We start from the raw sequence: 16,262 nt of genomic DNA on the forward strand, positions 1-16,262 counted from the left end.
TAGCATGACCATTCCCAACGAACTAGCGGCTCGATTGATGCGGCGCGCCTTCCTCGGCCAAGCCGGCGTCGGCTTCGGCTCGATCGCCCTCGGGTCGATGCTCGCCCGGGACCTCGCGGCGAAGGAGTCGTCCGAAGCGATCACCGCCAAATACGAGGGCTTGCGCGGATTCCCCCATCACGCTCCGAAGGCGAAGCGGGTCATTTTCCTCTCGATGTCGGGCGGACCGTCGCATCTGGAGACGTTCGACTACAAGCCGACGCTCGAGAAGATGTCTGGGGAGCCGATGCCGGCTTCTTACACCGAGGGCCAGCCGATCGCGCAGCTTCAAGGGAAGGAACTCAGGTGCCAGGGGCCGATGACCAAGTTTGGCCGTTATGGCGAGAACGGGCAATACATCAGCGATTTCTTACCCTGGACGGCGAAGATCGCCGACGACATTTGCATCGTCCGTTCGATGGTGACCGAGCAGATCAATCACGACCCGGCCAACACGTTCATGAACACCGGGACGGCGATCAGCGGCCGGCCCTCGATGGGTTCGTGGATCAACTATGGACTGGGGAGCGAGAGCGAGAACCTCCCAGGCTTCGTGGTCCTCACCAGCACCGGTGGTCGTAACCCGCAGCCGATCGCGTCGCGGCAATGGTCGGCGGGGTTTCTGCCAAGCCGCTTCCAGGGAGTCGAGTTCAACGCGACCGGCGATCCGGTTCACTACGTCCGTCCGCCCAAAGGTGTGACGCTCGACCAGCAGCGACAGCTCGTCTCGGCGATTCAGCAACTCAACGCCCATCGCAACGAATTGGTCCGCAACCCGGAGATCGACACCCGCACCGCGGCGTATGAGATGGCCTTCCGCATGCAAAGCTCCGTGCCGGAGCTGATGGATATCTCGGAGGAACCGGCCGAAACGCTCGACATGTACGGCGCCAAGCCGGGCGATGGCTCGTTCGCGAGCAACTGCCTACTGGCGCGACGGCTCGCCGAGCGGGGCGTTCGCTTCATTCACCTCTACCATCGCGGCTGGGACCACCACGGCGGGCTGGTCAGGTACATGGGCGTCTGCTGCAAACTGACCGATCAGCCGGTCTGGGCGTTGATCACCGACCTGAAGCAACGCGGCATGCTCGACGACACGCTCGTCGTCTGGGGAGGGGAGTTCGGACGGACGCCGATGTATCAAGGCAAGGGAGGCGTCGGCCGAGACCATCACATCAAGGGCTTTTCGATGTGGCTTGCCGGCGGCGGGGTCCAAGGAGGCATCACCCACGGCGCGACCGACGAGCTAGGCTACAACTCGGTGGACAAGATCGTTCACGTTCGCGATCTGCACGCGACGATGCTGCATCTCCTGGGGATCGACCATTCTCGTTTCCACGTCAAGTTTCAGGGTCTCGACTCGAAGCTCACCGGCGTCGAGGAGGCGCACGTGGTCAAGGAGATCCTGGCGTAAGCCACTCTTGGGTGCAATGCCCACGCTTGCCGTAGGCATGCGGGAAGCGCTTTTGATTCGGCGAGCGGAAGCAAGTTAGGGAACAACGAGTTCCCGCGATGAGCTTGCCCATGACGTCACCGGTCCTCTGTGCGAAGTTGACGTTTGTGTTGGTGCAGCGAGAACCCTTGAGCGCTGGCTGACAAGCAGCCAGTGGCACCCGAAACATGAAATGAACCGGCGCGCAAGCCGACACGAACTCCAATACGCTGAACCCCCTTGAGGGGGCGAAGGATGAACTAGGGGCTGTTCATCCGGATATGCGCCCCGTTGAGCGTGATGTCGTCGGAAGAACGGAGCTTGGTCTCGCGACTGGCCAGGACGATGTCCTCGTCGCTGTAGATCGTCGCGCGCTCCTTCGACTTGACGTCGAGCCGGCGACAGCTCATGGACAGCGTGTCGACCGCTTCCATCTCGAGCTTGGCTCCCTTGAGCGAGACGACCGGACCAGCGTCCGTGAGGACGATCGTCAGTTCGACGTCCCCTTGGGGGGAGCGGATCTCGACGGTGTCCTGTTGTTCGTCCGTACGCAATGTGATCGACCGACCCGAACGGAGAGCTTGGGGCGGCGTATCCTGAGTCGACGTGAGCACGCTTTCGTCGGGCATTGTTGCCTTGGCGGTCTCGGTCATGATCTGGTCACTCCTGTTTCTAGCGAGCGCTCTTGAGAGCGGTCCCAACCGATTTCTCTCGAACATCACCGACCCTAGCAGCCCGTTGAACTATTCGATGCCGACTACGAACGGCCCTATTGAGCAATCTCGGCGTCAATGAAACTCGACGAATCTACCGATTCGCCTCCATTTCTTTTCCGTGATCTTGGCAAACACGGCTCGTTCTCGCCTTGGCTCGCTTAGATCAACGGGCTGCTAGTCACCGTGGACTTGTTCGAGGAACCCGCACTTGTTTCGTTCCGGTCTCTCGGCACGCGTCTGTCATCGCACACCAACTCGCCTGGCTTGAGACCAACGATCGGTTTTGAGACAAAGCTCAGATGTCGCCCACCAGGAACGTTGTACAACGCCAATCCAGGGCAGGGCAACGGAGTACCGCGCCAACTTGGTCTCCGCGTCGGTCTCCTGTTGTCGTACGTTTTCCCGCCGGCGGATGATGAGTTGAGCCAGGATGTAATTTTCTTGCCGACACATTAGCCGCTTCGCGAGTTCGGGCCGTATCAAAGAGCGGCATCACTGATGGGTCACGATCGGGGAGGGGAATTGCCATGATCGCCGAAGACATCATCCCGTTGACCATGATCGCTCCGGTGCTTCCCGACGTTCGGATCGTCGGTTTTGAAGGCACCGAAGCCGTATCGACGCCTTTCGAGTTCCAGGTCGACTTGCAGGTTCCCCTTGCCGGGGAGGAGCCGTTCGAGAAGTTGCTCGGCCAGCCGATGACGATCCGAGTGGGCGACGACGGGGCAAGCGGTCGGCGTTTCGACGGGGTCGTTTGTGAAGTTTCCGAGACAGAGCGCGACGACGTCCACCGCTACCTTCGGGCGGTGCTGGTGCCGACGCTTTGGTTCGCGACCCAGACGCGTCGCAGCCGCATCTTCCAGAACAAGACCGTCGCCGAGATCGCTCAAGAGGTGCTGGTTGGCGTCGAACTGGATGTCTCCCGGCTTCTTCATGAGTACGAGCCGCATCACTATTGCGTGCAGTTCCAAGAGAGCGACTTCGACTTTGTCTCCCGCCTCTTCGAGGAAGAGGGGATCTATTACTACTTCGATCATCAAGGCGAACGCCACCGGATGATCCTAGGCGACGACTCGAAGCTCGCCGCGGAGGTCGCTCCGTCGACGACGATCGCCTTTCAACCCAAGAGCGACTCGTTCGGCACGATCCGTTCGTGGAGAAAGTCGCAGCGGGTCCGTCCGCAACGGTTCGCGCATCGCGACTTCTCGTTCCAAGCGGCCAAGAAGTCTTGGCAAGCCGAGGATCGGACGACGGGCACGGTTCGGGTGGGGTCGATCGAGCACAAGCTCGATCAGCCGGGGCTCGCGCATTGCGAACGTGATCTGGTGGGTGACGTTTCCCATCGGTTCGAGGGCAACGGCGATTCCGCGGCCTTGGCGCGACGGGTCACGGCGGCGGGAGAGCGGCTGGTGGCGGTCGACAAGGAGGCCCAACTCGCCGAGGCGATCGTGATCGAGGGGAACGGACGAGCCGCGATGATGGTGCCGGGCTATCGATTCAAGCTCAGCCAACATCCAGACGCCGACGATGCCTACTTCGTCACGAAGGTCCGCCACCGCTTCCGGGCTCAGGGAGAACTCGCCGGCAAGGACGAGTCGCGCGCCTACGAGAACGACTTCGCGTGCGCGCCGCTCGGATTGGCGTTTCGGCCGTCGCGAACGACGGTGCGGCCGCGCATCGATGGCGTTCAGACCGCGACGGTTGCCGGCCATGAGGGCGAGGAGATCAACACCGACGAGTATGGCCGCGTCAAGGTCCGCTTTCACTGGGATCGCGACGCGCGCGACGACTTTTCCCGTTCGTGTTGGATCCGCGTTGGCCAGATGTGGGCGGGTGAGAAGTGGGGATCGATCAACATCCCGCGGGTCGGTCAGGAAGTGATCGTCTCCTTCGTCGACGGCGATCCGGATCAACCGCTCATCGTCGGATCGCTCTACAACAGCGAATGTCCGCCCCCGTATGAACTGCCGCGAGAGCGGAACAAGTTCGGCATCAGGAGTCACTCCAAGTCGGGTGATCCGGGCAACTACAACGAACTGATGTTCGACGACACGCTCGGCGAGGAACGGGTCAATCTCCATGCGGAGCGAGATCTAGAGGTCGTCGCCGAAAACTCGCAGATCGTGCGCATCGGCCCTGGGGCATGGAACGAGTCGATTGACACCGAGAGCATGGCCCCAACACGGGTTCGTCCGCGTCCAGCCTCGGAGGAAGGAGGCTCGGCGGAATCGGTAACGGATAAGGAGGCGTGCTACGACATCGACGTCGACGGCTGGCATCGGATGCACGTCTCGGGCTTCAGCGAGGAGACCATCGACGGTGACCACAGCATGGTGGTCAAAGGCGACAGTTCCGAGGTGCACGAGGGGGATCGCGAGGAGAAGACGACCGGGAAATACACTATTGACTGGGGGCCGGAGTACGTCAGCCATTACCTCGTCAAGGTCGACTTCGTCACCGGGTTCAAGTCGACCGTCCAGGCGGCGGTGGATCTGCGCGCCTATGCCGGCATCATCGTCCAGGCGAAGTTCACGGGAAGTCTCAGCTTCACGACACCCCTAGAGACGAAATTCTATTTGGGGGCGAACCTCACGCTGGTCATCGGGAACTATTCCAAGTTCATCATCGGCACGAAAATGGATCTCGTGACGGGCAACAAGATGGACGTCATCGCGGGGAAGAACCTCAAGTTCGTGCAGGGGCTCAAAGGTGATTACATTTTGGGGTTCAAGGCCGACTACGTCGTCGGCAACAAGATGAGCAACGTGATCAAAAAGAGCGACGTGATCGCAAGCTCCGATGTGACCGCCGCCATCACCTGGTTCAATTCGCTCCAGAACCAGAGTCAGTCTCTCCTGACGCGGGCGGTTTCGCTCTACACGCACACGTAGCAGTCCGTTGCTTTGAGAGCGGGCCAACAGCCCGTTGATCTATTTGCTGCCGGCCGCGAACGGCCCTTTTGACCAATCTCGGCGTTGGGACAACTCGACGAATCGACGGATTCGCCTGCGTTTCTCCTCCTCGATTTTGGCCAACATGGCTGGTTCTCGCCTCGGCCCGCTCAAATCAACGGACTGCTAAGGCGAATCGATCGACGGTCTGGTAAGGTCCGAATGTCGACCATCAACCAAGGGAACGGGAACGCTCGATGAGTGTCGTCTACGAGTTCGAAGCCGCCGAGAAACCGGCCGGTCAGCTCTGCTCCGAAGTCGAGATGCTTCTCGGCGAGTCGGCCAAGTCTCAGCTTCGCGAAGGGCTGACGGCGGGGGAGTACCTGGAAACTCTCCTCAAGGAGCATCTCTACACCGATGCCTTGCGGTTCATCGCGTACACCTTGCCGACGCGTCAGAGTGTCTGGTGGGGATGTCTTTGCCTCATCAAGATCCTCGATCCCGAGACGCTTTCTCCAATCGAGCATCGAGCCATGGACGCGATGATCCGCTGGGTGGTGGAACCGAATGATGAACATCGCCAGCGGGTGCAGGAGACCGCCGAGCGGTGTCCCGAGGAGAGTTGCGTGACGATCTTGGCACGGGCGGCAGGCTACGAGGTGATTCCGCTGCCGCGGCCGAAATACCACGTTCCCCAGGACTTCCAGGCTCGAGGGATTCATGCCGCGATCGTCATCGCCGCCAACCTCCAGCCGGAACGGCGTGACGAACTGGTGCGCGGTTGCCTGTTGTTGGGACTGGAGGTCTCGCGCGGGGAACGCCCCTGGAACGTGCTCGATCACCAGGAGTGACTCGAGGTCCCGTTGGGGACGCAGGTACGAAATGGAACGCGAGGGCAAGTCTGCGAGGCGACAACATGGCATCGTTCAACCCCGCTCAACTCATCGAACTGCTTCAGTCGATGGCGAATTCCAAACGGATGGTCGCCGACATGGGGGCGCCGCTGGAGAAAGTGCGGGAGGTCGAGAAGCTCTTTCAGCAACAGCAAGCCGAGGTGCTCGAGGCGCTACGGTCGATCGAGGTCCCCGAACCTCAAGCGGCGAAGTTGCCCAACGTCGAAGAGATGACCGCCGCGATGTCGGAAGAGGATCGGCAAAAGGTTCTCTCCCAGGTCCCGCCCGAATACCACGAGATGGAGGATCTCGAGGCGGAGCAGATCGCGCAGTACCAATCGCTGCGAGCGATTGGTGAGAACCCCGAACTCGCGGACGTGGAAGGGGCGGCCGCGAAGCGTTTCGCCGAGGAACACGATTGGCGATCCTATGGGACACGCTCGTCGCGTCGCGAGGAGGAGTCGACGCTTCAGCCACTCGAGATTCCCGATTGGGTTCACGATTCGGGATCAATTCTCTCGGTGGTTCGACCGGCGACTCCCGGGACGACGTCCACCGACGCCGCTGCCTCACCCATCGGGGAGAGTGGGGCAAACTCGTCGATGGACTTACCCGACTCGGTCAATCTCCACGAGAGTTGGGCGGCGTGGCTTTGCAGTTCGCAGTCGCTGTTCGAAGCACAGTCACGCGAGGAGCCGAGCGATCCGAAGGCGGACGAAGACAGTCGCTGGACCGACTTCTTCAAATAGGCCTCGTCATCGGAACGGACATCGACCAACGCCAACGTGAGTTGAGGCGAAGCTCGGCGCAATGACGTCCCCCGCGACACACCGTGCCGATGGGACCGGTCGTTGCCTGAAGCGACTCTTGCGACGGAATCGACTCCTTGATCATGCACGATGAGACCGACCGACTCTTCGCGGCGGGGGCGCTTCTCCACGGCATCCTTGATGAAGGAGCCCTGGTGCGCGGGTTGCTTCTCGCGGCTCACGAACCGGCGAAGAGCCTCGTCGATGTCCTGGTGGGGCACGGGTTACTTGCGGGCTCCGAACAGGAGCGGTTCTCGCGTTCGCTCGAGAAACGTCTGGACGACGCCACCAGCGAAGTCGATCGTCGCGAGTTGCTCCACCGCTTGCTCGCTCAGCACATCTCGGAAGCCGTCGAACGGGTTCGCGATCCCATCCTACGCCGTTACCTCAATGGCGACTGGAGTAAGGGCCAAGGAATAGACGGTTCCGATGGGAGGGAGTCGTGTCGGCTTCTCGAGTTGTACCGACGTGGCGGGTTCGGTGAGGTGTGGCGGGGGCACGAAGTGGCCCTCGACCGAGAGGTCGCCGTCAAGCAACTCCGTGCCCAGTCGCTCGTCAATGACGAGGCCCGTCGTCGCTTCCTACGCGAAGCCCAAGTGATCGCCCGACTACAGCATCCCAACATCGTTCCGATCTACAGCATCTGGACCGACGAGAGGGGCAATCCTCGCTACTCGATGCGTTTCGTCGAGGGACGCACGTTCGATGAAGTCATCCAGGAATTCCACGCGAGCACTTCCGAGAGGCGGTGTGATCCCGTCCGGCTCAACATCCTGATGAGCATCTTCCTCGACGTTTGCGACGCGGTCGCGTTCGCCCACTCGCGTGAGATCGTCCATCGCGACCTGAAGCCCGCGAACATCATGGTGAGTGGCTTCGGCCAAGTCGTCGTGCTCGACTGGGGACTCGCGAAGATTCTCGGGGGCGCCGACGAGGGCAGCGAGCGACCACTCGACGAGAACGACCTTTCGAACGCGCCGTGTCTGGAGGAGACTCGCGAGGGGCTCGTGGTCGGCAGCCCGTTGTACATGGCGCCCGAGCAAGCAGCGGGGACCAACACGCGGGTCGGGCCCGCGACGGACATTTATGGGCTCGGTGCGATCCTGTTCAAGGTGCTCACCGGTGAATCTCCCCATCAACGCCACGCCGCTCGAAACGCCAAAGCGCACTTCGAGGATATCGTCCATGCGGAAACGCCTCGGGTGCGGCGACTTGCCCGATGGGTCCCCAAAGCCCTCGACGCGATCTGCGCGCGGGCGATGGAGAAGGAGCCGAGCGAACGCTACGAGAGTGTCGGTGAACTGGAACTCGATATCCGACGATGGCTGGTCGGCGAACCGGTTGCCGCCTATCCGGAGCCAACGCGGGCGCGCGTCGCTCGTTGGTTTGTCCGGCGTCGTTTGGGAACACTTCTTTGCGCGTCGTTTCTCGTCTTGACCGCGGTACTGGCCAGCGCCTCGATGTTCCTCGTCGACACCCATCAGCAAGTGATCGATGACGAGATGCATCGCCAGATCGACCGCAGCATGCAGTCACAGCAAAAGCTGTTTCAGCAGCGGATGGTCGAGATAGAGGGCGATCTTCAGATCGTCGTCCGACTGTCGTCGGTGCGCCAGTATCTCGATCACGTGCTCGAGTCGGACAACGACATTCGCGGCGAGGAACCGAAGACGATCCTGGAGGACGTCGGGCAGTTCTTGAACTCGAACCGGGACTACCGCTCGATCGGCCTCTCCCTGGTCGGACGGGGGCCGGACTTGACGTTCGAGGTGATGCCCAACGGTGACGGCGTCCCGCCATCGATTCGTCAGACCGTTCTTCCGGAGTCGATCGACGAGTTCCTCTGGGAGTGCCGCTCCCTGCCGGTCGCCACCGTTCGCATGACGGCTTGGTGGGACGAGTCGCGCGATCCGTCGAAGGCCGTTCGACTCTTCGCTGTCGCTCCGCTCACGGATCCTTCGGACGCCGTTTCGATCATCGCGTTCATCGAGGCCGACATTGGATTGCTCGACCTCTCGACTCATCGCGAGGACTTGGTCAGGACCGACATCTACCTGACCGACCATCGAGGTGTGATCCTAGCGTCGAGGAGCGATCGTCAAGCCATCGTGCCGGACGCCACCACGCGCATCGAAGATGTCGTTCCCGAGTTGGGGCCTTACTACGCGACGGACCTTTCGCTGGTTCGTGGCGACGCGCTGTCGATGAGTGGGGAGAATTGGGCGGCGCGAGTTGAGCCGGTCAACAACGACCTCTTCTCCTTGGATCGATCGCTCCATTTGGCGAAGGTCCGCCACGTCGCCCCATTCCTCGACATGATTCGAGCGCGGCGCGACCGAGTCGTGTTGACGGAGTTGCTCCTGCTGGTCGGCGCCTTGATCGTCATCGTGGTCCTCTTTTGGATCCTGACTCCCCGATCGAACTGGCTTCGAGTTGGGGCCACGTCGCCCCCACTACGAGATCAACGCAAGCTCACCGGGTAAGGTCCAGTCCCCATCTCTTGACAGGCGGCGCGCGGGCGCGGTCCGTGGTGACTCATTCCGTTCGAGCGAGTCGTACCCGTCGGTCCACGCTTTTGGTCGGTATGTGAGAAACGTCATTCCTTCGGCAAGCTTCCGCACGAAAGGTAGACGAGGCTTCATGCAACGAACTTGCCAATCGGGACTCTACTCCACGCTATCGCCAAGACGTTCGTCATTGAGGAGTAGGGCGTTGGCATGGTCCTTGGGGTGATCGAGACGGAAGTGGCGCTCTTGGGCGGGGAAGTAGATCGTTCGGTAGGCATCGATGGTCGCCTTCTCTTCGAGTCCCTCCTGGCCCCTGGCGATGGCCCGCTCCAGAGCGGTTTCGAAGGTGCACTCGACCCAGATCGACCCGTCGTAGTGCTCGCGAAACTCGCTCTTGAGTAGATAGATTCCCTCCAGCAGAATCACGTCGATGTCGTCGAACTCCCAGCGTTCTCTCCGATAGCTGCTTGCCGTCTCTTCGGCGAAGTCGGACTCGACCGCGATGCTTCGTTGATCGCGTAAGGGGAGGACCAACTGGGAGAACATCGCATCGAAGCGAATCGCGTGACGATAGAAGTGCCCTCCGGGATCGGTGTCGCGGAAACGCTCGGCCGGAAGACGAAGCCAACCGTCGATGTTGATCACGGCGGTCCGATGGCCAAGCCCCCGGCAGTGCTCGGCCAGTCGCGCGGAGACGAAACCCTTGCCTGACCCATCGATGCCGCTGACCGCGACAAGGAGGCTTCGGCCCAGGGGAACGCCGGCTCGCCAAGCGTGAATGAGATCGACCGTTTCTGGGAGAGTCACCTTCGTCGTGGCCATGACGATTTCGCCTCACTTGCCGACAGCGTTGAAGGGACTGGCCGGCGTTGTTCCGGCGGATCATCGGACGCGTCTCGTCGCGAGGGGGCGGCGAGTCGAAGTCTGGTTGTACGGAGAGTGCCGGTGGTGTCACCTGTCGGGAGGATCCCCATCGGGTGAGGGATGCCGAGATGCGAGACCGTTCCGCGCTTCGGCGACGGGGCCTTTGGCTCACGATGGATCCGCCGCGCGCCGATGGGAAAGAGGGTGCGGACAACCATCGGCCGAAGGTACCTGGGTTCACGACATCATGTCCGCCGTGACTCGAAGAGAAAGTTGCTCATGCTCACGCTGCGTCGCTCGCTGATCGGTTGCGGATGTCTTGGAATGCTGATCCTTCCCGCTTTGGGACGAGCCAACGACGAGAAGGTCACGCCTGGGTTGGTCCCGGTCAGTCTCGAAGTGACCGCCGACCTTCCCGCGAAGCTCGCTCCGTCGTTGTCGATGGAACAGGGGCCCACCCGCACCGTTGACGAGAAGGGGGAGGAGGCCTCTCTACGCTCCATCTCTTCGAGTGACGAGACGGTGGCGAATGTGGCCGGCGCGGTGGTTGATTCCTCCGTGGAGCACATGGGGGGTACTTGTGTCGGGGAGGAGAACCTGTCGCTCGAGCGCTTGGCGTGCATGAACTGGCCGGAACTCGATGCCCTCTATCGCCAGTCCGATGGAGCCACCATCCCCGTGGGTCGAGCGAACGGGCTCGCCCTCTACCCGCCTTGTGAGAAGATGACGCCGATCCGCTCGAAGGTCACGCGGTTCGTCTGGCGCGGTAAGATTTTCCGTCCCTGCAAGGGCGATCTCATCAATCAGTGGGCGGGGTTTCGCGCGGTGAAGGCGAACGTGAGCGTGGGGCCAAGTTGGGTCGACGGTCGCGACGCGGTGATCATGGACTATCAAGGGAAGTCTCCCATCGTCTGGCGCAACGTCCGCGATGAAATGCGGGAAGTCTCGCCGGGGCTCTACCTGGGCGTCATGCAAGTTCGGCGTCGCTGCTGCCATGAACGCAAGATGTACTTCGCACTCGAGCTGGAGTCGTGCCGCGGCTGCACGCCGTGACGGAGCTTCATCTCCACTTCCCAGGGGCTGACGTGAATTCGAGCGGTACGGACTCGTTCGGCGCCGGCCCGATTGGTGACGCGCCTCTGTTTCCCTCCATTCGCGACTCCCTCGATGTCGCCTTCTCGTGATGGCCCTCGCGAACGCCGGACAGCCTCGACGGTACCGGCGTTCGCGATGTGGACGACCTTCACTTCTCTTGGAGTCACGATCACCTCCTCTCTCCGATTGGCGACGAGAGACTTTCCACGGCGCGCACGCAGCATTACCATCGGGATACTGGTTGAAAGTCACCATTCTCCCACTGGAGTGATTGATGCGCGTAGGACTACGTTCGCTGCTCGTTTGCTGCCTCTTCGTCGCGACGGGACAGGCAGCGTCCCAGGCCGAAGACCGGCCGAACTTTCTGATCATCTTGTGCGACGATCTCGGCTACGGCGATCTCGCATGTTACGGCAACAAGACCATCAAGACGCCGAACCTCGACAAACTGGCCGATCAGGGGACGCGACTGACCGACTGCTATTCCGCGGCGCCGGTCTGTTCACCCTCCCGGGCGGGCCTCTTGACGGGGCGAACGCCGAACCGGCTCGGCGTCTATGACTGGATTCCCGAAGGCAACGTCACCCACCTTCGCGAGGACGAGAAGACCGTCGCCAAGCTGCTGAAGGGGGCGGGCTATCAAACGGGACAGTTCGGCAAGTGGCACTGCAACGGCCACTTCAACAGTGACCTCCAGCCCCAACCCGACGATCACGGCTTCGACCATTGGTTCGCGACGCAGAATAACGCTTCCCCGACGCACAAGCAGCCGACGAATTTCGTCCGCAACGGCGAGCCGGTCGGCCCGACGAAGGACTTCTCCTGCCAAGTCGTCGCCGACGAGGCGATCGGCTGGCTCGAGCGGCGCGACCCCGAGAAGCCGTTCTTCATGTTCGTCTGTTTCCACGAGCCGCACGAACCGATCGACTCGCCCGAGGATCTGGTCACGTCCTATCCGCAAGCGACCAAGAAGGGGGAGGCCCTCTACTACGCCAACGTCACCAACATGGACAAGGCGGTCGGCAAGCTGATGGCGGCGCTCGATAAGGAGAAGCTCGACGACTCGACCTTCGTCTTCTTCACCTCCGACAACGGCCCGGAAACGCTCAGCCGCTACCGTAGCGCCTGGCGCTCCCACGGGTCGCCAGGACCGCTTCGCGGCATGAAGCTCCACCTCTACGAAGCGGGAATCCGGGTACCGGGGATCATGCGTTGGCCGGGGCATGTCGCCAAGGGGGCCGTTTGCGACGAGCCGGTCGGCGGCGTCGATGTCCTGCCGACCTGTTGTCAACTCGCCGGCGTCAAAGTTCCAACAGACAAGACGATCGATGGCACGAGCATGGTGCCCGCGTTTCACTGCGAACCGATCAAACGCGAGACGCCGCTCCATTGGCACTACTATCGTTCGCTCACCGAACCGGTTTCGGCGATGCGCGACGGCGACTGGGTGGTGCTGGGGATTTGGGATCTCGACAAGAAGAAACCACGCCATTACCAGCCCGGCGACGACGACGTCATCAAGAACTACAAGCTGGTTCGCTTCGAACTCTACAACTTGAAAGACGACCTCGGTCAGCGGCGCGACCTCTCCTCGGCCGAGCCAGAGCGACTCGAGAAGATGTCCGAACAACTCAAGGGAATCCTCAAGGGCGTCCAGCAGGAAGCTCCCGACTGGACGGCCCAGACGACGACGAGTCCTCAGAAGAAGGGGTGAACCTCGCTAGACTACTTGATGAGGAAAGTGGCGAGATGAACCGTCCGCGCAACAACGAAGCCGGCGCGACTTACGAGGCGCGCCGGCTTAATTTTTTGTTCAACGGGCTGACAGGCCGTTAATCGAAAATGCCTCGCACACGGTCAAACGTTCGCCTTCGGGTTGTCGGCGACGCAAGTCGTTCACACTGGCTGACAAGCAGCCAATGACACCCGAGCATCAAGCGATGACGGTGCCCTTGTGTCCTGATAGGCAAGTTCGCTACATTGAATCTCGGCCCTCAGATCCTGCGGAAGTTTGCCTAGTCATAGGCGTTTTCCGCATGCCCACGGCCAGCGTGGGCGTGGCATCCAAGAGTCTTTTAGTCAATGAATTAACCAATCAGGACCCTAGGACGCCTTTTCGCCGTTCCCGGTGGGAGCGGGAGCTTCCGAGTTCTCGTCGCCGCCGCTGCCGTCCTCCTTGGGTTGATCGAGGTGGACCATGAGCCACTGTTGGGTCTTGTCCTTCCCGAAATGCACCAAGATCGGCGTTTGCGGCTTCGTCAGGTTGTAGAGCCCCGTCTCCATGACAGTGTCCTTGTTGGTGCCGATGTACCATGCGGCCCGTTGTGTCTTCTCGTCGACCGAACCGTAGACCGGAAGGTTCTGGTTGGTCATGGTGTTGTAATAGGTGCCGCTGATCTTGCCGTCCTTGCTGATCGCGAGCTGAAGGTACATCGTGGCATCACCCTTGTCGGAATTGGTCAAGGCGTAGACACCCAGCGGCATCCAATTCTTGGCCTCTTCCGCGGACATCTCCCCCGATTGCGAGGTGCTGGGGGTTCCGTCGTTGGCGATCTGTTCGGCTTGCTCGGCGTACTCGGTCGCGGTCGCGGCCTCTTGTCCATCGATGTAGACGCTGCCGCTGTCGTAGTAGACGTTGCTGCCGTAGTCGTAATAGATCGGTTGCGAGAAGCTGGAACCGACAAGGAAGCCGGTCAACCCGCCCCACGCGGCCCATCCCCAACCATAGTACGGACGACGCCACCAGTTGCGCCACGGCCCGTAGGGTGGGGGATAGGGGCGACGACGCCACCAATTCTGAGTGAACGGACGGTTGTAGGGACGCCACGGATGATCGCGCCGGATCTGATTCGCGCGAGCATCACGCCGGGCGACTCGCTGGTCACGATTTCCCTCGAAGCGAGGGACGTCGTTGCGAGCGTTGGCGTAGGCTCGGCTAGCGCGAGTCTGCTCACCACCAGGCCCCAAGCGGCGCTGCTCGCCTCCCGGACCGAGCGGTCGTCGTTCGCCGCCTGGTCCCAGAGGACGCTGCTCGCCGCCCGGACCGAGAGGGCGTTGCTCGCCGCCTGGTCCCAGAGGACGCTGCTCGCCGCCCGGACCGAGAGGGCGTTGCTCGCCGCCTGGCCCCAGAGGACGCTGCTCACCGCCCGGACCGAGAGGGCGTTGCTCGCCGCCTGGCCCCAGAGGACGCTGTCCTCCGCCAGTTCCTGGGCGTCCGGCTTGACCGCCCGCGGGAAGGTTGAGAAAGCTTCGAAGATCCTGGCTGGAAGGGGCTCCACCACTGCCCGGTCGGAGCCCATCGAGCCGACCGGCGCTGAGGTTGCCGCCGCCGGGGTTGAGGCGGGCGCCCAAATCACCGCCTGAGAGCCGGCCGCCACCACCTGAGTTCAATCGGGAGCCCAAGTCGCTGCCGCCGGGACGAACGTTTCCGCCGCCACCACTTCCGCCGGAGGAGCGGAAGGAACTCAAGGACGAGGGGCCGCCGTGAAAGCCTCCCGACGAAGAGCGGAAGTTGCTGATATTACCTCCGCCACCTCCACTTCCACCGCCACCGACGCGGAAGCCACCGGAAGACATGCCTCCGCCGCCGCGGAAACTGCCGCCTCCTCCGCCGCCGCGGAAACTGCCGCCTCCTCCGCCGCCGCGGAAGCCGCCACCACCTCCGCCACCGCGGAAGCCACCTCCACCACCACCTCGCATGCCGATGGCCCAAACGGGTGCCGTTTGGTGGGCGACAAGCAAGAGCGACGCGATCGTTACGAGCGCGAACTGTCTCATGATCTATCCTCGCTTTGCGGTTCCCTACTGTCCGGACGCGTCACGAACAACGGTCATCGGACCGATGTCGGGAAGGAGTTGCCCATCCACCTCACGACTGATGGAGGACCATTCGAACGAATTGTCGTCGATCGCCTTGTAGACGTGAATCGCCGAGGCCTTGTCGCCGCTCGCCAGCGAGGCATGGGCGTTGACGTGCCAGGCGTCGTCGCGGTTCTTCCAGACGCCCTGGGTGACGCCCCCCTCGGAGTCGAAGGACCAGGAGTGGATCTCCTCCTCGGCGGCGTCCCATCCGATCAACTCGAGTCCTTCCATGACCTTCTGGCCGTCGTAGTACATGGAGAAACGGCGAATGAGGAAGTGGCCGTTGATCGACCAGTGGCACCAGAGCCGGGCGGTCATCTTGCCGTCTTCGCCGGACCAATTGCCGACCATCCATGCAAGGGCGCCGACTTCGTTGGGTGTCTCGGAGTCGCTGCCGGAGCCGGGCAACTCTCGAACGCTGGCGAGTTTCCACGTTCCGTCGGTCCCCTTGGCCCACACCGCCGAGAAGTGTCCCTCCATGTGAGGACGACCGTTGACGCTGACCATGGCGATGCCATCGGAGATGAGCACATCGGCGACCGGAGCCGAGACCGAGGTGACCATCAGGTCGAGCTTGGCGTCGCCCTGGGCCTTGAAGAGGGTCTTGAGTCGGGCCGCGAGCGCTTCCTTGCCGACCGTCTTCCCCCCGTCGGCGTCGGTGTGGACACCGTCGTCGTGCCAGTGCTCCATCAGCTTGTCGACGTCCTTGGCGTTGTAGGCATCGACGTAGGAAGTGAGGTGCTTGCGAACCGTTTCGGCCTGAGGCGATTTGGGTTCGCTTGCCTCGGTGGTCGCCCCTTTCTCCTCTTGAGCGGTCGCGGCATGGACGACGCCGAAGAGGGCCGTCAACATCAAGCCGTGGCGGGCCGCGAGGCGAAGCCACGACGTCTTGGATCTCGATTCACCCATGGATGAGAACCTCTAAGCAATGTGTGGCCGACGCTAGTTGAGGTCGGTCTTCTCAACTCGACGGATGGCCCAACTCGGCCCACCGGCTCTGGCATTGATAGACGTCGTTCCGGCCAAGTCCAGACGCTCTCTTCGCCGAGGCACCAGTTGGCGATGGCACGTCCGCTCCACTGTACCTTGCCCGGACGACCGGAGGCAATTTCTCGCTGGAACTCGCGAACGATTCAGGTGAAGTGGCCGCTCGGT

General features: G+C 62.0%; 11 protein-coding genes. 7 read left to right on the plus strand and 4 right to left on the minus strand.

What is annotated here, in order from left to right; all coding sequences use genetic code 11:
• Positions 1-4: 4 nt before the first annotated feature.
• The gene (locus tag Pan216_RS12770; RefSeq protein WP_145258364.1) at positions 5-1,453 is read left to right on the plus strand and encodes a DUF1501 domain-containing protein; all 1,449 of its coding nucleotides are present in this window, start codon (positions 5-7) and stop codon (positions 1,451-1,453) included.
• Positions 1,454-1,731: 278 nt separating this feature from the next.
• Here the strand turns inward: Pan216_RS12770 and Pan216_RS12775 are convergent, their stop codons facing one another.
• Positions 1,732-2,124: a hypothetical protein gene (locus Pan216_RS12775; RefSeq protein WP_145258365.1), complete on the minus strand. Its 393-nt coding sequence runs from the start codon at positions 2,122-2,124 to the stop codon at positions 1,732-1,734.
• Positions 2,125-2,714: 590 nt separating this feature from the next.
• On the opposite strand from Pan216_RS12775, the gene Pan216_RS12780 reads away from it, so the two are divergent.
• The 4 genes from Pan216_RS12780 to Pan216_RS12795 all read left to right on the plus strand — a co-directional run bounded on the left by Pan216_RS12780 (position 2,715) and on the right by Pan216_RS12795 (position 9,263).
• Positions 2,715-5,078, plus strand: coding sequence for a type VI secretion system Vgr family protein (locus Pan216_RS12780; protein WP_145258366.1), 2,364 nt, complete (start codon positions 2,715-2,717; stop codon positions 5,076-5,078).
• 257 nt (positions 5,079-5,335) lie between these two features.
• Positions 5,336-5,929, plus strand: a complete 594-nt coding sequence (locus Pan216_RS12785; protein ID WP_145258367.1) for a DUF6931 family protein — start codon at positions 5,336-5,338, stop codon at positions 5,927-5,929.
• Between the two features lie 65 nt (positions 5,930-5,994).
• Positions 5,995-6,720, plus strand: a complete 726-nt coding sequence (locus Pan216_RS12790; RefSeq protein WP_145258368.1) for a hypothetical protein — start codon at positions 5,995-5,997, stop codon at positions 6,718-6,720.
• 143 nt (positions 6,721-6,863) lie between these two features.
• Positions 6,864-9,263, plus strand: coding sequence for a serine/threonine-protein kinase (locus Pan216_RS12795; RefSeq protein ID WP_419193673.1), 2,400 nt, complete (start codon positions 6,864-6,866; stop codon positions 9,261-9,263).
• Between the two features lie 183 nt (positions 9,264-9,446).
• Here the strand turns inward: Pan216_RS12795 and Pan216_RS12800 are convergent, their stop codons facing one another.
• Entirely contained in the window at positions 9,447-10,109 is a 663-nt protein-coding gene (locus Pan216_RS12800) for a nucleoside/nucleotide kinase family protein (RefSeq protein WP_419193597.1), read from the minus strand.
• 321 nt (positions 10,110-10,430) lie between these two features.
• Here Pan216_RS12800 and Pan216_RS12805 point away from each other — a divergent pair, with 321 nt between their 5' ends.
• Positions 10,431-11,204, plus strand: a complete 774-nt coding sequence (locus Pan216_RS12805) for a hypothetical protein (protein ID WP_145258370.1) — start codon at positions 10,431-10,433, stop codon at positions 11,202-11,204.
• Between the two features lie 316 nt (positions 11,205-11,520).
• Positions 11,521-12,960 (plus strand): sulfatase-like hydrolase/transferase, encoded by a 1,440-nt coding sequence (locus Pan216_RS12810; protein WP_145258371.1) that lies wholly within the window; start codon positions 11,521-11,523, stop codon positions 12,958-12,960.
• A 389-nt stretch (positions 12,961-13,349) separates the two neighbouring features.
• Here the strand turns inward: Pan216_RS12810 and Pan216_RS28330 are convergent, their stop codons facing one another.
• A complete protein-coding gene (locus Pan216_RS28330) occupies positions 13,350-15,023 on the minus strand; it encodes a hypothetical protein (RefSeq protein ID WP_419193598.1) in 1,674 nt (557 codons plus the stop codon).
• A gap of 24 nt (positions 15,024-15,047) precedes the next feature.
• Positions 15,048-16,016: a YybH family protein gene (locus Pan216_RS12830; protein WP_145258374.1), complete on the minus strand. Its 969-nt coding sequence runs from the start codon at positions 16,014-16,016 to the stop codon at positions 15,048-15,050.
• Positions 16,017-16,262 lie beyond the last annotated feature (246 nt).

The sequence above is a fragment of the Kolteria novifilia genome (genome assembly GCA_007748055.1).
GTDB lineage: Bacteria > Planctomycetota > Planctomycetia > Kolteriales > Kolteriaceae > Kolteria > Kolteria novifilia.

Bases quoted from the DNA above. Each gene is read 5' to 3' on its own strand.
- Pan216_RS12805 (WP_145258370.1), top strand. From the start codon at position 10,431: ATGCTCACGCTGCGTCGCTCGCTGATCGGTTGCGGATGTCTTGGAATG.
- Pan216_RS12810 (WP_145258371.1), top strand. From the start codon at position 11,521: ATGCGCGTAGGACTACGTTCGCTGCTCGTTTGCTGCCTCTTCGTCGCG.
- Pan216_RS12770 (WP_145258364.1), top strand. From the start codon at position 5: ATGACCATTCCCAACGAACTAGCGGCTCGATTGATGCGGCGCGCCTTC.
- Pan216_RS12830 (WP_145258374.1), bottom strand. From the start codon at position 16,016: ATGGGTGAATCGAGATCCAAGACGTCGTGGCTTCGCCTCGCGGCCCGC.
- Pan216_RS12795 (WP_419193673.1), top strand. From the start codon at position 6,864: ATGCACGATGAGACCGACCGACTCTTCGCGGCGGGGGCGCTTCTCCAC.
- Pan216_RS12780 (WP_145258366.1), top strand. From the start codon at position 2,715: ATGATCGCCGAAGACATCATCCCGTTGACCATGATCGCTCCGGTGCTT.
- Pan216_RS12800 (WP_419193597.1), bottom strand. From the start codon at position 10,109: ATGGCCACGACGAAGGTGACTCTCCCAGAAACGGTCGATCTCATTCAC.
- Pan216_RS12790 (WP_145258368.1), top strand. From the start codon at position 5,995: ATGGCATCGTTCAACCCCGCTCAACTCATCGAACTGCTTCAGTCGATG.
- Pan216_RS12785 (WP_145258367.1), top strand. From the start codon at position 5,336: ATGAGTGTCGTCTACGAGTTCGAAGCCGCCGAGAAACCGGCCGGTCAG.
- Pan216_RS12775 (WP_145258365.1), bottom strand. From the start codon at position 2,124: ATGACCGAGACCGCCAAGGCAACAATGCCCGACGAAAGCGTGCTCACG.
- Pan216_RS28330 (WP_419193598.1), bottom strand. From the start codon at position 15,023: ATGAGACAGTTCGCGCTCGTAACGATCGCGTCGCTCTTGCTTGTCGCC.